Below are 16,393 nucleotides of genomic sequence, written 5' to 3' on the forward strand. Positions count from 1 at the left end.
TAAATTTAATCCACTATAGTGCCGCTCAAACCTTATCGGTTTAAAGCTCAAGACGGATAGCGCGACAGGCTCAAGTCGTCGCTGCGGATTTCGGTGTCTTTGCCGCACACGATATCGGCGGTCAATTTTGCCGAGCCCAGCGACATGGTCCAGCCCAAAGTGCCGTGACCTGTATTCAGGAACAGGTTGTCAAAGCGGGTGCGGCCGATTAGCGGCGTGCTGTCGGGCGTCATCGGTCTGAGACCGCTCCAGAACAATGCCTGATTCAAGTCGCCGCCTTCGGGGAACAAATCGTTGACGACCAAAGCCAGCGTTTCGCGGCGTTTTTCGGACAGTTTGATGTCGTAGCCGGACAATTCCGCCATGCCGCCGACGCGGATTCTGTTGTCGAATCGTGTGATGGCGACTTTGTAGCTTTCATCCAAAACAGTGGAAACCGGCGCGCCGTCTGAGTTTTTGACGGGCAGGGTCAAGGAATAGCCTTTGACGGGGTAAATGGGCAGATCGAGGCCCAACTGCGCCAAAACCGTCCTGCTGAAGCAGCCGAGCGCGCAGACGAAGGCATCTGCTTCAAAGCGTTCTGTTTCGGTTTCGACTGCGCTGATGCGCTGACCGTTGTGTTCGATGCGGCGGATGGTTCGGTTGAAATGGAACTGTACGCCTTTTTCCAGACACAGTTTGTACAGGTTTTGGGTGAAGAGGTGGCAGTCGCCGGTCGCGTCCGCAGGCAGGTGCAGGCCGCCGGCAATTTTGGCGGTAACGCGTGCAAGTGCAGGCTCGAATTCTGCGCATTCTTCGGGTTTCAGACGACGGTAGGGTACGCCGTACCGTTCCAAAACGCTAATGTCTTGTTCTGCCGCTTCGACTTCTTTGGCTTGACGGAAAATCTGCAAAGTTCCTTTTTTGCGTCCTTCGAAATTCATGCCGGTTTGCGCTTCAAAACGGCGGAACATTTCACGGCTGTATTCGGAAATCCTGACCATGCGCTCTTTGTTGATTTGATAGCAGGATGCCGTGCAGTTTTGCAGCATTTGCCACAGCCATTCGACTTGATACAGGCTGCCGTCGGGGCGGAACAGCAGGGGAGGATGGCTTTTAAACAGCCATTTCAGTGCTTTGGCCGGAATGCCGGGTGCCGCCCAAGGCGTGGTATAGCCGTAAGAGAGCTGACCCGCATTGGCGAAACTGGTTTCCATTGCCACGTCTTCGGCACGGTCGATTACCGTTACCTCATGTCCGGCTTCCGCCAGATACCACGCGCAAGATACGCCGGCAACTCCGGCACCTAAAACGAGCACTTTCATTTTGTTCCTCCGCCGACTGGTTTGATATAGTGGATTAAATTTAAATCAGGACAAGGCGACGAAGCCGCAGACAGTACAGATAGTACAGCAAGGCGAGGCAACGCCGTACTGGTTTAAAGTTAATCCACTATAAATACAGATATCGGGTCGTCTGAAACACCTTTCAGACGACCTCAGGCATCAATGCGGCAACGCTCCGTCTTTGACTTTTTGTTTGAAGTCGCGCGTTTCATTGACGATGACTTTAATCATCAAAAGGAGTGCGATCAGGTTGGGCAATGCCATCAGGCCGTTGAACGTATCCGAAGCCAGCCATACCAAATCAAGGCTCAAGACTGTACCCAGCATGACGGAAGAGACATAACCGACGCGGTACAAACCGGCAAACTTCTCGCCGAATACATAAACCGCGCATTTCTCGCCGTAATAGCACCAGCCCAAAATGGTTGAGTAGGCGAAGAAAATCAGACCGATGGTGACAATCCAGCCGCCGATGCCGGGCAGCATTTTTTGGAAGGTGACGGTCGTCAGTGCCGCGCCGCTCAATTCAGGTTTGACAAACTCGCCGCCCGCGCCGAGCAGGCCCATCACCAAAATGATGCCGGTAATCGAACAAACGACGATGGTGTCCAAAAACGTACCGGTCATGGAAACCAATGCCTGACGGACGGGATGGTCGGTTTTCGCGGCTGCGGCGGCAATCGGTGCAGAACCCATGCCCGCTTCGTTGGAGAACACGCCGCGCGCCACGCCGTAGCGGATTACCGTGCCGATAGCGCCGCCCGCCACTGCCTGCGCGCTGAACGCATCGGAGAAAATCAGCTTGACGGCAGGCACCAGCGCATCGGAATTGATGACGATAATGGAAATACCGCCCACCACATAAAACACCGCCATAGCGGGTACGATGAAAGAAGCGGCTTTAGCGATGCCTTTGATACCGCCCAAAACGACGATGGCAGTCAGAACCGTCAACGTAATGCCGGTATAGACAGGTTCGACGCCGAAGCTCGTCTGAACCGCTTGAGCAACCGAGTTGGACTGTACGGAGCTGCCGATGCCGAACGAAGCGAATGTGCCGAATAAAGCGAACGCCAACGCCATCCATTTCCAGTTTTTACCCAAACCGTTTTCGATGTAATACATAGGGCCGCCGGACATTTCGCCTTTGGAGTTGGTCACGCGGTATTTCACCGCCAACACGCCTTCGCCGTATTTGGTCGCCATGCCGAAAACGGCGGTCATCCACATCCAAAATACCGCGCCCGGGCCGCCGGTCACTACGGCAGTCGCCACGCCAGCGATATTGCCCGTGCCGATGGTGGCGGACAGGGCAGTCATCAAAGCGGCGAAATGGGAAATATCGCCTTCGTGGTCTTCGCCGTCTTCATGCTTCTTTGACGGCACGAAAGCCTGCTTCAGCGCATAGCCCAACATGGTGAATTGCAAGCCCTTCAGCGTGACGGTCAGCAAAATGCCCGTGCCGACCAGCAGCACCAGCATGACAGGCCCCCAGACCCAGCCGCTGATGGTTTCGAAAAAGGCTTTGAGGTTGTCTAAAAACCATTGCATGAGTTTCTCCTTTGTCTGTTTTATATTTTTTACGCACCACTATTTTTGTAGTGTCATGTAATTTCAGCACAGAATATTCAAGAACACAATATCTTTCTTTTTTAAAAGATTTTCGCCGCTATGCCTCAAGCGTGTGCCAAATCAGGCTAAACATATTGTTTACAATCTGAAAAATATAGTGGATTAAGGTTGCCAACCTGTAAACGCATACGGTTCAACTGAAAAATCGAGGTCGTCTGAAAAAAAACGGCGGACGCTTTTGAGATGGAAATACGCCAAAGGCGCATCGGTATGGTTTGGCGATAAAAAACTGCACCTTAATAGTTTGGAGGGAATGTCCAACTTTTGGGGTGCAGTTCGGTTTCAGACGACCTTTGGGAAACGGTCGTTTGTCGGGAAGGGTTTGGCGCCGTTATGGTTTGACGGCTTTTCCGTTGATGGTGACGGATGTGAGTTTGAGGTCATAAGTTTTGCCGTCGTCGGTGTAATTGATTTCGGCGGGGATGTTGTTGAAGGCGGGGGCGAACGAATAGGTTACGGTGTCGTCGCCGCGTTTGACGCGGTATTTGTTGACTGTGGTGGTACCGCCGCCGATTTTGTAGTTTTCGCTGCCGACTTTGGTCATGCCGCTGACGGGGTAGAGTTTTTTGCCGTTGGTGATGTTCAGGCCGGACGGCAGGCGGGCATCGTTGGCGGCAAGCTGCCAAGCCAGCGTAAAGAGGTCGAGTGTCGTGCCGCCGGTTTTGGCGGTTTCGCTGGAGCCGACTTTGCCGTAAGTGATGCTGTTGCCGCTGAATTTGGCTTCGGCATAGAGTTTGCCGCCGCGGACGTCTTTATAGTATTTGGGACGGAGGGTGTTGCCGCTGATGGTGCCGCCGGATTCGAAGCGGATGCTGTACATCGGGACTTTGATTCTGGACACGATGGTGTATTGGTTGCCGCTGCGTGTGAAGGTCATGGTGGCGGGTATGCCGTAGCTGCCGGAGTATTTCAGGGTGGCTGATTGGGGCAGTCCTGCGGCATAGGCGTTTGCGGCGCTTAGGGAGAGGGCGGCGGCGATTAGTAGGGTGGGTGTTTTCATGGTGTCATTCCTCCTGTTTTGGGTCGTCTGAAAGAATTTCAGACGAGCTTGGGTTTATTGGAGATTGCCCGAACCGAACATAAATTCTATCTGGCTTTGGTAATAGCTGTTGCCGTTGCGTTTGTCGAAGTCTGCGGCAAACTCGCGGGCATGTTGCGCCGCTTTTTCGTCAAAAGGAGAAAGCGCGATGAGGTAGTCCAAATAGAGCATATTGTCGTTTGGGGCATGTCGAATGATGGTGTCGCCGTGCCGGTTCATCAAATCGAGGGCGCGTTGCGACTGTCCGAGTTTGTACGCCAGTTGGGAAAAGAGGGGTATCAGGCGGACGAACTCTTCGTCTTCTTCGACGTTGATTTTGTCTATGGCTTCGTCCAAAAGGCGTTCCGCCTCCTCGTATTTGCCCAGCCTTATCATGCTGTCGATGACGGGGTAGTAGGTAAGGTGCGGCACTTCGGCGCAGGTCATTTCGCCCGTTAAGATGGGCTGGGCGGTATCGATGGCTTTTTGGTACTGCCCGATAAAATGGTAGAAATTGACCTGCTCGGACTGTTCGCACGCGGGGCAGTCGGAAAATTCATCTGCGGCGGTTTGCTGCCATTTTTGGAAATTTTCTTTGGCGGCGGCGTGGTCTCCGGTCAGGATGTTTTGCAGCATCAGGGTTTTATAAAATGATGAAAGACTGAATCGCATGTTTTCATAGTGGTAACGCATTGTTTCGTTCGCTTCCTCGATTTCCTTTTTGTCGAGAAAGAGGTCGCGGGCAAGCATGGGAACGATCCATTTGAATTTCCACTGACAATCGATTAAATCGTCGAAGCCTTCGGGAAAGCCGTCGTCTTCAGGATGCTGCTCGTAGCTTTCGTCACAGCGGTCCAAGTGATGGTCGATCAGCCAGTTTAGGCAGTGCAGCTTGAAACCGGGAGAAAAAGAGCGGTTATTGAGCGGGTCTCCGACAACAAAATCGCATACCGCCCGCGTTGTTTCGGGGTTGTTTTTGAGGCTTTGGTTGAATAAATCGATGGCTTTGCTTTGGCGTTTACGGTAGTCGGATTCGGAAATGATATCCGAAAGGGTCAACCGGTTTTGGCTCATGATGTTTCCTTGTGGGGTGCTGCGCATTGGGCAGGATTACGCGAGTAAGGTTTGTCCTTCGGCGTTGCGTTCTGAATTGAATACGCGGTTGCCTTCGATTTTCAGACGACCTGCAACGAAATCGGCAACGGCTTGCGGGAAAAGGCGGTGTTCGACGGTCAGGACGCGTGCGGCAACGTCGTCGGGCGTGTCACCGTCGAGGATCGGGACGATGCCTTGCGAGATAATTGGACCGCAGTCCAGCTCGGGGGTTACGAAGTGGATGGTGCAGCCTGCGACGCGGCAGCCGGCTTCAAGAGCGCGTTCGTGGGTGTGCAGGCCGGTGAAGGCGGGGAGGATGGACGGGTGGATGTTGATCAGGCGGTTTGAGTAATGGGCGCAGAATTCGGGCGTGAGGATGCGCATAAAGCCTGCGAGGACGACCAAATCAGGTTGATAGGCATCGATTTTCTCCATCATGGCTTGGTCGAAAGCAAGGCGGCTGGGGAAGTCTTTGTGGTTGAGGCTGTCGGTGGCGATGCCGCGCTCGGCTGCCCAAGCCAGTCCGACGGCGGTTGTGCTGTTGCTGAGGACGGCGGCGATGCGGGCGTCTGGAATGGCGGCATTGACGATGGCCTGCATATTGCTGCCGCGGCCGGAGATGAGGATAACGATGTTTTTCATGGCGTCGGTTGTAGGAGGTTGGTAGGTTTTATTGTATAGCAAAACAAAATCGCAATGTTATGGCGCGGGTTTATTGGGGGTTTGATGGGATAGGAGGTCGTCTGAAACGGGGTAAACCATGTTTTGCGAATATACAGAACAGAAATGCCCGAAACGGATTCGGTTCGGGCATCGGGTTAAAGCGCAGGTTTATTGGACTTTTTGAATGTCAACTTGACCGGGAGCGGGTTGGAAATCTTCGGGTTTGCCGATTTTAACCAGCTTCACGTCGAATACCAAAGTGGAATTCGGACCGATTTTCCCGCCCGGCATGACTTGGTCGCGGTAGGCGAGTTTGGACGGGATGTAGAAGGTGGCTTCGCTGCCTTCTTTCAAGAGTTGGATGCCTTCGGCCCAGCCGGGGATAACTTGGCTGACGGGGAAGGTGACAGGACCGCCGGCTTTGCTGCTGTCGAAGACGGTACCGTCAATCAGGCGGCCTTCGTATTCGACAACGACGATGTCGTCTTTTTTAGGCTGTTTGCCGTCACCTTCTTTGGTGATTTTGTATTGCAGGCCGGAAGCAGTGGTTTTCACGCCTTCTTTAGTGGCGTTTTCTTTGAGGAACGCTTCGCCTTTTTCCAAGTTGGCTTTGGCGTCAGCCTGAAGTTTTTCCACCGCTTTGGCTTGTTGTTCTTTCATGAATTTCACCATGACTTCTTGTGCTTGGGCTTCAGTCATTTTGCTTTCTTTGCCTTCGTAAGAAGCCTGCAAGGCTTCGATGAAGACCTTCATGTCGATTTCAGTGCCCTGATCCTTCATTTGTTTCAATAAGTTGCCAGTGTCCATGCCTATTGCGTAGCTGGCTTGTTGGACCGGTGTGCCGATAGAGGATGCGTCTTTTGCGGCAGATGTGCCGGAAGCTGCGGATGCCGATGCGGGCGCAGAGGCTGAAGCAGGTGTATTGGCGTCTTTTTTGTCGCAGGCGGTCAGTGCCAATGCGGCGGCGATTGCCAATGCGCTGAATTTGAAAGTTTTGTTCATGATGTTTTCGTCTTTTAAAAGGGGTCAGTAAAAGAAAGTCGGGATTATAGCCCAGTTTGAATCAAAAGGAATCAAGGCTGTTTAAATTTTCGGCTTATCGTGTAAAGCCGTTTTCAGACGACCTTCGATTTTAGGCTTTACCTGTCATATCGTGGTGTTCGATGGTAAAGCCGTTTTTTCTGTATGCGCTGAAGCGTTCGCGGGCGTCGGCGAGCTCTTCCAAGCTGCTGCCTACGATTTCAAGCACGCGGGCGGGGACGACGGGGGCTTCGTTCCAAAAGTCGGGCGAGAGGTTGAGGACAGTGGCGTTTTCAGGGGTGGTGGGTAAAGTATCGCCGAACGCGAGCCATACGGGTGTTTCAGACGACATGGGTTGGCCGGGTTGCCAAATTTCATGCGGAATGAAGCTTTCGGGAATTTGCTGCCAAAGGTCGCGGTCGAGGCGGCGGATGGTTTCATCGGAATCCGACCAGACCAATATCTGCCCGCCGTCGCGTATGGCGCGCGCAATCAGGCGGCAGGCGAAGGCGGCGGGGTCGGCGGCGTGGGTGTAGAAAGTGGCTTTGGGCATGATGCACGGGGCAGGGGAGGAAATGAGGGATTATAGTAAAAACGTTGTGAAAGGGCTATGGTGGGGCCGTCTTACCGGCTTGGTTATCAAATGTATTGATCAGCCGCCTCCTGCCTGCGTCAGAATATTCAGGCATCCGTACGCTTGTCAGGATGCCTTGTCAAAGAGTATCGGGTTTCAGACGACCTTTGGGGATGGTTGTTTGTATAGTTGATTAACTTTAAACCAGTACGGCGTTGCCTCGCCTTAGCTCAAAGAGAACGATTCTCTAAGGTGCTGAAGCACCAAGTGAATCGGTTCCGTACTATCTGTACTGTCTGCGGCTTCGTCGCCTTGTCCTGATTTAAATTTAATTCACTATAACACGATGGAAAATTTACTGAACGGGAAGCCTGAAATGTCCGGTAATAGTATAGCGGTAGAGGATGTCGTCTTCACGGGTTCCTAAACCGATATTGTGGATAATCAAGGGTCTGTCTCCGATTTTGCGGTCGGAGACGATGCCGATGTGGGGACGGTTGCCTTTAAGCTCCCAAGTCACAATGTCGCCTGCCTGATAATTCGTATCCTGTACCGCCCAGCCTTGGCGTGTGAAATAAGTCATGAGGTTGGGCACTCGGCGGTGGTCGATGTTGGCATCGGGTTGTTTCAAGCCCCAACGGTTGGGATAGGCGGAGAAGTTCCGGCTCATGTCTTGATGGACAAGTTCTTGCAAATCCATATTTTGGTCGCGCAGGGCGCGGATGATGACGTCGGTGCATACGCCTTTTTTCATCGGTACGTCACCCATCGGATATTTGAGTTTGGTATAGGCAGAGTCATAACGCAGGGTCTTGCCGATTTGGTTGCGCGCAGATTGGACGATTTTCGGGGATGGGCGGTCGGGTTGGGTAATGGATTGTGAAGAGCCGGTACGGATAAGTGGGATGGTCGGACCGTAAGGGCTGTGATAAAACCAAAAAGCCGCAGCCGTAATCAAGGCAATGGCAACCGCAATGCTGGCAAGAACGAGATTGAGGGAGGTTTTGCGTTTCATGATTTGCGCACGGATTTAATGTAAATGTTATATTCGTTATTTATCAGATTTCGGGGTGGGGTGGCAATCAAAAGAGGAGTAACGGTCTTTATTAGGTATATTCGGACGGGTAATCAATACGTTTTTGAGGGGAAAATGGCATTTTGTTAACGCTAAATCTCCTGTTTAGTCAAAATGATACTTTGGTTTTGCATACCTTTTCCAAGTACGGCATTTTAGAATCCGCCTCTTTTTGAGAAAATACCGCAGCATTAGCAGTAATGCGGTATAAGTCTTACAGCCTGATTGTGAATTCGCTCGAAAATTTTAGGGCAAACCGATAATTTGAATTCCAACCGGTTTCGATATAAAGCGTAGCATGCAAAGTAAACTTCAATATTCCGATATTGTTTAATTTTGTTGTTCTTTTATATCAATCAAAAACATAAACCAACCATACCCAAAAAAGGAATCTCCCCGGTGAAACGAATCTTCTTGTTTCTCGCAACCAATATTGCCGTTTTGGTCGTCATCCGCGTTGTTTTGGCCGTACTTGGCATACACAGTACGGATCAGGTCGGCAGCCTGCTGGTGTACTCGGCCGTCGTCGGCTTTGCCGGTTCGATCATTTCATTATTGATGTCCAAATCCATCGCGAAAAACTCTGTCGGTGCGGAAGTCATCGTACAGCCGCGCAATCAAGTGGAAGCGTGGTTGTTGGCGACTGTGGAAGCACAGGCGAGGCAGTGGAGCCTGAAAACGCCGGAAGTGGCGATCTACCATTCCCCCGAACCCAATGCCTTTGCAACCGGTGCCACGCGCAACAGTTCGCTGATTGCGGTGAGTACGGGTTTGCTCGAGCGCATGACGCGGGACGAAGTCGAAGCCGTTTTGGCGCACGAAATGGCGCACGTCGGCAACGGCGACATGGTTACGCTGACCTTGATACAGGGCGTGGTCAATACGTTTGTGGTTTTCCTTGCCCGCATCGTTTCCGGCATGATTGCACGCAACAACGACGGCAGCACTTCGCAAGGCACATATTTTTTAGTCAGCATGGTATTGCAGATCGTGTTCGGCTTTTTGGCAAGCATCATCGTGATGTGGTTCAGCCGTCAGCGCGAATACCGTGCGGATGCAGGCGCCGCCAAACTGGTCGGCGCGCCCAAAATGATTGCCGCGCTGCAACGCTTGAAAGGCAACCCGAGCGATTTGCCGCAGCAAATGAATGCGATGGGTATCGCCAGCGATGCCAAAGATTCTTTGCTCAGCACCCATCCCTCTTTGGAAAACCGGATTGCCCGCCTGAAAGCTTTATAATCAGGGCAGGGATTCATAATAATGGAAAGATGATCGAAGGTCGTCTGAAAATGTGAATAGCCCAACCAACTTCGGATATTCTTGAAAACCTGTTCATTTGATTTGTATCAGCCGGATTCTGTCATATTGCAGAATCCGGCTGTTTTCATTTCAAGCTGTATTTTTGGGTGTTCCCGTAAATGAAACTGAAATCAATACGGCGTTTCCTTGTTTGCGATTTTGTCTTGCACTCCTGATTGTTGACGATTTCACTTATAATACCTTCCCTCATTTTTCATCTTCACACGCTATTTAAATTTCTCAACAAAATGACACACCCAAATTCCCCTCAATCCGAATTTCTACGCGGCATCAAAGAAACCTCGCCCATGCTTATCGGGCTTTTGCCGTGGGCGCTGATACTCGGCGTACAAGGCGGGCAGAAAGGGATGAGTTGGCTGGAAATGCTGATGATGACGGGCATGAACTTTGCCGGCGGCTCGGAATTTGCAGCGGTCAACTTGTGGGCAAACCCGCTGCCGATACTGATCATCGCTACCGTTACCTTCATGATTAATTCGCGCCATATTTTGATGGGGGCGGCAATCGCGCCTTATATGCGGGATATGCCGCTGAAAAAAGCCATGCCCGCGCTGTTTTTTATGTGCGACGAAAGCTGGGCGATGGCGTTTGCGGAAATCCAAAAGCGCAAGGCGATGGGGCTGCCGGCATTCAATATGCCGTTTTATGCGGGCGTGTGTTTCATCCTCTACACCACTTGGATTGGCTTTGCGGCGTTTGGCGCGGCGGTCGGGCCGATGTTCGGCGATGTCGCGGCATGGGGTTTCGGCATGGCGTTTCCCGCCGTGTTTTTGGTGCTGCTGCGCGGTATGTGGAAAAGCTTTAAGGCGGCACGCCCTTGGTTTGTCAGCCTGATTGTGGCGGGCGGGACTTATTTGTCGGTGGACGGGCATTGGTATGTGCCGATGGGTGCGATTTCCGGCCTGCTTGCCGCCTATCTTTGGGGAGAGAAGGAATGAAGGATTTGCTCTCTTGGCAGTCGTTCCTGCTGTTTGCCAGTATGCTGGCGGTAACGTATTCCACCCGCCTTATCGGTTTTTTCGCCTTGCGCAATCGCACTTTAAGCCGCCGTGCACAAATTGTGATGGAAGCCGCGCCGGGTTGCGTGTTGATTTCCGTCATCGCGCCTTATTTCGTGTCCAACAAGCCGCACGAGTTGATAGCTATTGCGCTGACCGTGCTTGCCGCAAGCAGGTTTTCCATGTTGGTTACCGTGTTGATCGGCGTGGGCAGTTCGGGGTTGTTGGGGTATTTGATGCGCTAGGCGGCTGCGTTTGAGTGAGACCGGTTACACCTGCTTTCAGACGACCTTATCTTGTTATAATGTCGTCTGAAATTTTTTATAAAGCAAAATCATGGCAAACCAAAGACTCATCTATGGCTTCCACGCCGTCAACGCCCGCCTGTGGCAAAACCCGAAATCGATTACTGAACTCTATGTTCAAGAAGGCAAAAACGATGCCCGCACGCGCGACGTGTTGGAGAAAGCGGCAAACGAAAACGTGCGTGTACACTTCGCCGACGCCGACCGCCTCAACGCCATCAGCAAAGGCGCGCGGCATCAGGGCGTGGTCGGGTTTATCGACGCTTCCAAAAACCACGTCCACCTTGAAGACGTATTGGAAAACCTGAGCGAACCGCCGCTGTTGCTGATACTCGACGGCATCACCGACCCGCACAATCTCGGCGCGTGCCTGCGTACCGCCGACGCAATGGGCGTACACGCCGTCATCGCGCCGAAAGACAAAAGCGCGGGGCTGAACGCCACCGTCAGCAAAGTCGCCTGCGGCGCGGCGGAAACTGTCCCCTACATCACCGTAACCAACCTCGCCCGCACCCTGCGCGAGCTGAAAGAATACGGCATCTGGATCATCGGCACCGACATGGGCGGCGATTCCGACCTCTACCATTGCGACCTGCCCGACAGCGCGGCATGGGTGATGGGCAACGAAGGCGAAGGCATGCGCCGCCTGACGCGCGAACATTGCGACATGCTGGTGTCGATACCCATGTTCGGCACGGTCGAAAGCATGAACGTCTCCGTCAGCGCAGGCATGGTGTTGAGCGAAACGCGCCGGCAAAGAGTGTTGAAAGCAGAAAAATAGGACTTAGGTTTGTGAATAAAAAACGTCGTCTGAAAACCAAATTTCCAGTTTTCAGACGACGTTTTGTTTTACTTAGAGGCGATTCTGTTTACCCGACCATTTCATCGACTTTACGTTGATAGCTTTTCAACAGCTCCGCCGAGCGGGCAAAGCGTTCGGCTTCGTCGTCGGAAAGTTGCAGGTCGATGATGCGGACCGCGCCTTGGCGGTTGACGACGGTCGGTACGCCGATATACACACCCTTTTGTCCGAACTCGCCTTCAAGCAGGGTGGAGACGGGCAGCACGACGCCTTGATTGTGCAGGATGGCGTTGGAGATGCGGCTCAAGCCCATGCCGATGCCGTGGCTGGTCGAGCCTTTGGCGGCGATGACTTCGTAGGCGGCATTGCGCACGGTGGTATAGATTTTGTCCATACGCGCCTGCCCGTCTTCTGATTGTTCCAACATCTTCTGAACCGACATACCCGCGATGTTGGCGGTGCTCCATAGCGCAATGATGCTGTCGCCGTGTTCGCCGATCATCATGGCATCGACACTCCAAGGTGCGACGTCGAATTCGTTGCCCAGACAAACGCGGAAACGGGCGGAGTCAAGGATGGTACCCGAGCCGATAACGCGCTCTTTGGGCAAACCTGAAAAGCGCAGGACGGCATAAGACAGTACGTCCACAGGATTGGAGGCAACCAAGAAGATGCCGTCAAAGCCGGAGGCCATGACTTTCGAAACGATGTCGCGGAAGATGCGCAGGTTTTTGTCGATTAAATCCAAACGGGTTTCGCCGGGAGCCTGCGCCGCGCCCGCACAAATACACACGATATCCGCATCCGAACAATCATCGTAATCGCCGACGTAAATACGCGCAGGCGAGGCGGCATAAGGCATTCCGTGGCGGAAGTCGCGCGCTTCGCCTTCCGCGCGTGTGCGGTTGATGTCGATTAAAACCATGTCGTCGCACAAGGCTTGGTTGAGCATCGAATAGGCATAGCTGACCCCAACCGCGCCCAAGCCCACAACGACTACTTTGTTACCAACTTTTTTCATGTTTGTTCCTGTTTGTTTGTGAATAGGAATTATTAATAACACTTGGACAGGGTGGCGTCAAATTTCAGACGACCTCCACCCGCAGCGCATCCACAATCAGCTTAAACACATTGGAATGTCTGCGGCAGCTGGGGTAATAGAGGTAAACCGGATCGTAAGTGATGGCGTATTCAGGCAACAGTTCGACCAGTTGTCTAGAATTGAGAACGGCTGCGACAATGATATGCGACATTCAAACGATAACGAGGTCGTCTGAAAACAGGTAGTATGTGATTGACAGATACAGCCTGCATTTAGGTTTTGAACAGGTGTGCTACCTTTTCAGACAGTCTTTGAGTTCGGACAGTCCGTTAAAGGGTGAGCCGTAATCTTTCAGTGCTGCCTGTTTTTCAAATAACACATGATTTTTTCCAGTTCGATTCGCTGCATAAAGCGTTCGATATTTGTCCAATCGGGCTGGTTGCCGGTATTGACGGGCAGTAGAATTTTCTGTTTCGCCATGCGGGTTGCGTTGAATTTATAACCATATTGGTATTTGGATTTCTGTTTCAAAATCATGGTTTTTAAAAACAGATAAGCATATTTCCCAGCCTGTTTTGATTTGATTTTCAAGCGTTTTACATCGTCTGAAAACAGACATTCGTAGGGATGGTAGAAATTTTCCACCACACTGCCGTTGTAGTTTACGCCTAAAACATCCTTATCCAAGCTGGCATTTTTATTCGCAATAAAGGCAGTGATGCCGTTGTTTGAATCGCTTGCCCCGACAAACGGGATTTTCCCTTCCTGCATATCCTGCTTGGTTAGGCGCACGCCCGAATGAATCTCGCAAATATCCTGTATCGCAAACGCCGCCCAGCGGTTTTTAGACGGTGTCCAATGCTCTACCCCCCCCTGCAAGCCATTGTTATTTAATGAATTATTATAATAATTTAGCACGGCGGCAATTTTATCCCGTTCGATTTGCTTCATAAAATCTTCCATAAACTGCCAGTCGGGCAAGCCGTCTGAATTGACGGGGAGCAGAATAACCTGTTTTTTCAAACGTGTTGAATTAATCGTAAACGAGTAAGAATATTTAGATTTATGTTGTTTTAAACTTACCGCTACAAACGATAAAACAGACGCAGAAAGCTCTTGTCTTGGTTTTAAGATATTGACTTTTGTTCCTGTAAAAAATGGGTAGCATTGCACAAAAGGTTCGGCAGTTTCATTGCCAATCGTTAAGACCGGATAATCGTTATTTAAGAAGTCAGATTCGTAATCAATAAATCCATCTAAACCATTATTTTGTTCTTTACGGGTAATATAAGCGATTTTTCCACTTTCTCGATTCACCTTATTCCCATCAATACTTTTCCCTATTTTAATATGGAATAAATCGCCAATCGTAAACCTTCCCCAATTTCTATCCGTCAATTTCAATTTACTCATCACTATTCTCCAATCCAAACAAATACCCTCTACCGTGCGTAATCATATTGACTTCAAAGGTCAGATAATCGGCAATCACTTTCTCAAAATCGGCTTCGGCGGGGATTTCGTCATTGAAGTAGTAAAACGAATGCAGCCATTCGTCATCGGCTTCTACGGTGGTTTCCACGCAGAATTTGCTTTCTGCCTGAATACGTCCGAACCATACGTCCAGCAGATGTTGTTTTTTGTCTTTTGCGCTGATGGTTTCCACTAGGCCGATGTGTTTCTGCACTTCAAAACCGTCGTTTTCAAAGTTGATGAATTTGACGGTTTTGTCTTTGTCGTGCGGGATGCCTGTGGAAAAGACGGCAATGCAGGGGTTGGTTCCGACACCGTAAAAGGTGTTTTTGTTCAGGGTAATTACGCCTTCAAGCGTGTGTTTTTTGAGGATGTTCTCTTTAATCGACTGTTCTTCTTTGGTTTTTCCCGTCATGGAAGACTGCGGCACAATCACAATAGCCTTGCCATCTTCTGTTAAAGAATCTAGAAGATGTTCGGTAAAGGAGATTTCGTAAAGGTTGGGATTGGCTTTCGAGCCTTGCGAATAGGGCGGATTCATCATGCCGATGTTGCAACCTTTAAGCTGGAGCTGGGCAGGGTTTTGTTTTAAAAAATCTTCCTGCTCCAAGTTACTTTTGCCGTCGCCGCGCAAAATCATATTGGTGGTGGCGATGGTAAACATATAGGGCTGCAGTTCGATGCCGTGCAGTTGGTTTTTGCGGATATTGCGTTTTTCAGCTTCTTTATCGGTTTTTTGCAGCATATGGTGCATGGCGGCAATCAGAAAGCCTGCCGTGCCGCAGCAGGGGTCGAATACCGAATCAGTCGGTTTGATGTCAATCAGTTCGCAAAACAGTTCAACAATATGGCGCGGGGTCAGTACGATACCCAGCGTCTGTCCGTCGCCGCCCGAATAGGACATAAATTCGCCGTAAAAGCGTCCCAAATAGTCTTCAGCGGAATGGATGTATTTGATGTTTTTGTAAATGTGGTCGTAGATAAATTGAGTGTAGTGTTTGAGCGGGGTTTTGCCCAATATGGAATTGGTTTCATTGATGGCTTTGGTATCGCGGATAACCAAAAACTGGCTGAGCAGTTTGTCTTTTTTTACCTGTGGTTTGACTTGGGCACGCTCTAAGTTTGACTGAATGGCTTCGTAAATTTTTTGCCCATCGGTTTTTACATCGTCGCCGTTTAAATTATCTATATCAAAGTTTTTATGTTCGATTTCACGCAGTGCAAGCAAAATGCCGGACACAATCAACGGCTTGTCTTTATCCTGAATACTGCCGTAATTGCGTAGATCTTCGTGCAGTTCTTTGGCATCTTTTAGGATTTCGGCAGTGGTTTTTTCTTCGTCTGTCTGCTCTTTCAAGATGTTTTTAGTGTAATACTCGCCAATGTTCTTTTCGTTGAACAAGGTGAATGTTTCCACATCTTCCAGTTCTTTATAGCCGCCACGTTCGTCAATAAAGAGCGGTGAGATTTTGTGACGTTTTTCGTTGCCCGATACGCCGATGGCAATGATTTTCTTGTAGCCGGTGTTTTTTGCCAAATGGATGCCGTAATGCAGCGCACCGTTTACGGCAAAATCTTTGACGCTGGCGGCGGTTTGACAAATTAAGTCGTTATCGTCGCGTTTGATGTGGTCGGCGGTATCGGCTTTGTCTTCAATAACAATCACAAAATCTTTCACAACGCCGCAGTATTCGGGATAGCCCGCTTTGCCTGTTTGCGCTTTGGAAGCGGTTTTTAATGCTTTATCCAGTTCGGCAATATCGCTACCTTGCGGGCATAAGTTTAATTCTGCCTCTTTGAGCAGGTCGTAAACCCAAAGATCGGTTTTGATTTCTTTTTTAGCCATATTTGGTTTCTCAAGATCGATATTAAATATTATTAAGAAATGTATGGATTATTGTAACATGGGGTGGTAGGCGAAATAATTTTAGTTTTGCAGTTCTGTGTTGGATTTTTACATTGATATTAACCGCTTGGTTTCATTTGTAGCGAAGCCAAAGAATATTTCATTATTTCCTATTTGGAAAATATGTTGTTCATAAATTGAGATT

16 protein-coding genes are annotated in these 16,393 nt (G+C 50.4%); 4 read left to right on the forward strand and 12 right to left on the reverse strand.

Annotated elements, in window-relative coordinates; all coding sequences use genetic code 11:
• Positions 1-47: 47 nt before the first annotated feature.
• The 8 genes from H3L95_RS00965 to H3L95_RS01000 all read right to left on the reverse strand — a co-directional run bounded on the left by H3L95_RS00965 (position 48) and on the right by H3L95_RS01000 (position 8,342).
• Positions 48-1,304, reverse strand: a complete 1,257-nt coding sequence (locus H3L95_RS00965; RefSeq protein ID WP_003757469.1) for a D-amino acid dehydrogenase — start codon at positions 1,302-1,304, stop codon at positions 48-50.
• A 180-nt stretch (positions 1,305-1,484) separates the two neighbouring features.
• Positions 1,485-2,876: an alanine/glycine:cation symporter family protein gene (locus tag H3L95_RS00970; RefSeq protein WP_182096184.1), complete on the reverse strand. Its 1,392-nt coding sequence runs from the start codon at positions 2,874-2,876 to the stop codon at positions 1,485-1,487.
• A 412-nt stretch (positions 2,877-3,288) separates the two neighbouring features.
• Positions 3,289-3,957 (reverse strand): DUF3108 domain-containing protein, encoded by a 669-nt coding sequence (locus H3L95_RS00975; RefSeq protein ID WP_040668290.1) that lies wholly within the window; start codon positions 3,955-3,957, stop codon positions 3,289-3,291.
• Between the two features lie 54 nt (positions 3,958-4,011).
• The gene (locus H3L95_RS00980) at positions 4,012-5,049 is read right to left on the reverse strand and encodes a tetratricopeptide repeat protein (RefSeq protein ID WP_040668291.1); all 1,038 of its coding nucleotides are present in this window, start codon (positions 5,047-5,049) and stop codon (positions 4,012-4,014) included.
• Positions 5,050-5,085: 36 nt separating this feature from the next.
• On the reverse strand, positions 5,086-5,712 hold the full coding sequence (gene purN, locus H3L95_RS00985) for a phosphoribosylglycinamide formyltransferase (RefSeq protein WP_003757480.1): 627 nt from the start codon (positions 5,710-5,712) through the stop codon (positions 5,086-5,088).
• A gap of 189 nt (positions 5,713-5,901) precedes the next feature.
• Positions 5,902-6,735, reverse strand: a complete 834-nt coding sequence (locus H3L95_RS00990) for an FKBP-type peptidyl-prolyl cis-trans isomerase (protein WP_040668294.1) — start codon at positions 6,733-6,735, stop codon at positions 5,902-5,904.
• 130 nt (positions 6,736-6,865) lie between these two features.
• Positions 6,866-7,306 (reverse strand): DNA polymerase III subunit chi, encoded by a 441-nt coding sequence (locus tag H3L95_RS00995; protein WP_003757488.1) that lies wholly within the window; start codon positions 7,304-7,306, stop codon positions 6,866-6,868.
• 376 nt (positions 7,307-7,682) lie between these two features.
• Positions 7,683-8,342, reverse strand: coding sequence for a DUF1287 domain-containing protein (locus H3L95_RS01000; RefSeq protein WP_003757490.1), 660 nt, complete (start codon positions 8,340-8,342; stop codon positions 7,683-7,685).
• 459 nt (positions 8,343-8,801) lie between these two features.
• Between H3L95_RS01000 and htpX the strand changes: the two genes are divergently transcribed.
• The 4 genes from htpX (at position 8,802) to rlmB (ending at position 11,806) form a co-directional block, all read left to right on the forward strand.
• Complete coding sequence (htpX, locus tag H3L95_RS01005; RefSeq protein ID WP_003768141.1) at positions 8,802-9,641, forward strand: protease HtpX; 840 nt, start codon at positions 8,802-8,804, stop codon at positions 9,639-9,641.
• Positions 9,642-9,949: 308 nt separating this feature from the next.
• Positions 9,950-10,660: an AzlC family ABC transporter permease gene (locus H3L95_RS01010; protein ID WP_040668299.1), complete on the forward strand. Its 711-nt coding sequence runs from the start codon at positions 9,950-9,952 to the stop codon at positions 10,658-10,660.
• Positions 10,657-10,965, forward strand: coding sequence for a branched-chain amino acid transport AzlD family protein (locus tag H3L95_RS01015; protein ID WP_003757495.1), 309 nt, complete (start codon positions 10,657-10,659; stop codon positions 10,963-10,965). Before H3L95_RS01010 ends, H3L95_RS01015 begins: the two co-directional genes overlap by 4 nt.
• 91 nt (positions 10,966-11,056) lie before the next feature.
• Complete coding sequence (gene rlmB, locus H3L95_RS01020; RefSeq protein WP_003757497.1) at positions 11,057-11,806, forward strand: 23S rRNA (guanosine(2251)-2'-O)-methyltransferase RlmB; 750 nt, start codon at positions 11,057-11,059, stop codon at positions 11,804-11,806.
• 88 nt (positions 11,807-11,894) lie between these two features.
• On the opposite strand, the gene H3L95_RS01025 is transcribed toward rlmB, so the two are convergent.
• The 4 genes from H3L95_RS01025 to H3L95_RS01040 form a co-directional block, all read right to left on the reverse strand.
• Positions 11,895-12,848 (reverse strand): L-lactate dehydrogenase, encoded by a 954-nt coding sequence (locus tag H3L95_RS01025; RefSeq protein WP_003757499.1) that lies wholly within the window; start codon positions 12,846-12,848, stop codon positions 11,895-11,897.
• A 64-nt stretch (positions 12,849-12,912) separates the two neighbouring features.
• Complete coding sequence (locus H3L95_RS01030; RefSeq protein ID WP_128887909.1) at positions 12,913-13,080, reverse strand: type 2 periplasmic-binding domain-containing protein; 168 nt, start codon at positions 13,078-13,080, stop codon at positions 12,913-12,915.
• A 140-nt stretch (positions 13,081-13,220) separates the two neighbouring features.
• On the reverse strand, positions 13,221-14,282 hold the full coding sequence (locus H3L95_RS01035; protein ID WP_003757505.1) for a restriction endonuclease subunit S: 1,062 nt from the start codon (positions 14,280-14,282) through the stop codon (positions 13,221-13,223).
• Positions 14,275-16,188, reverse strand: a complete 1,914-nt coding sequence (locus H3L95_RS01040) for an HsdM family class I SAM-dependent methyltransferase (protein WP_003757508.1) — start codon at positions 16,186-16,188, stop codon at positions 14,275-14,277. Before H3L95_RS01040 ends, H3L95_RS01035 begins: the two co-directional genes overlap by 8 nt.
• Positions 16,189-16,393 lie beyond the last annotated feature (205 nt).

The sequence above is a fragment of the Neisseria sicca genome (assembly GCF_014054945.1).
Lineage (GTDB): Bacteria > Pseudomonadota > Gammaproteobacteria > Burkholderiales > Neisseriaceae > Neisseria > Neisseria sicca.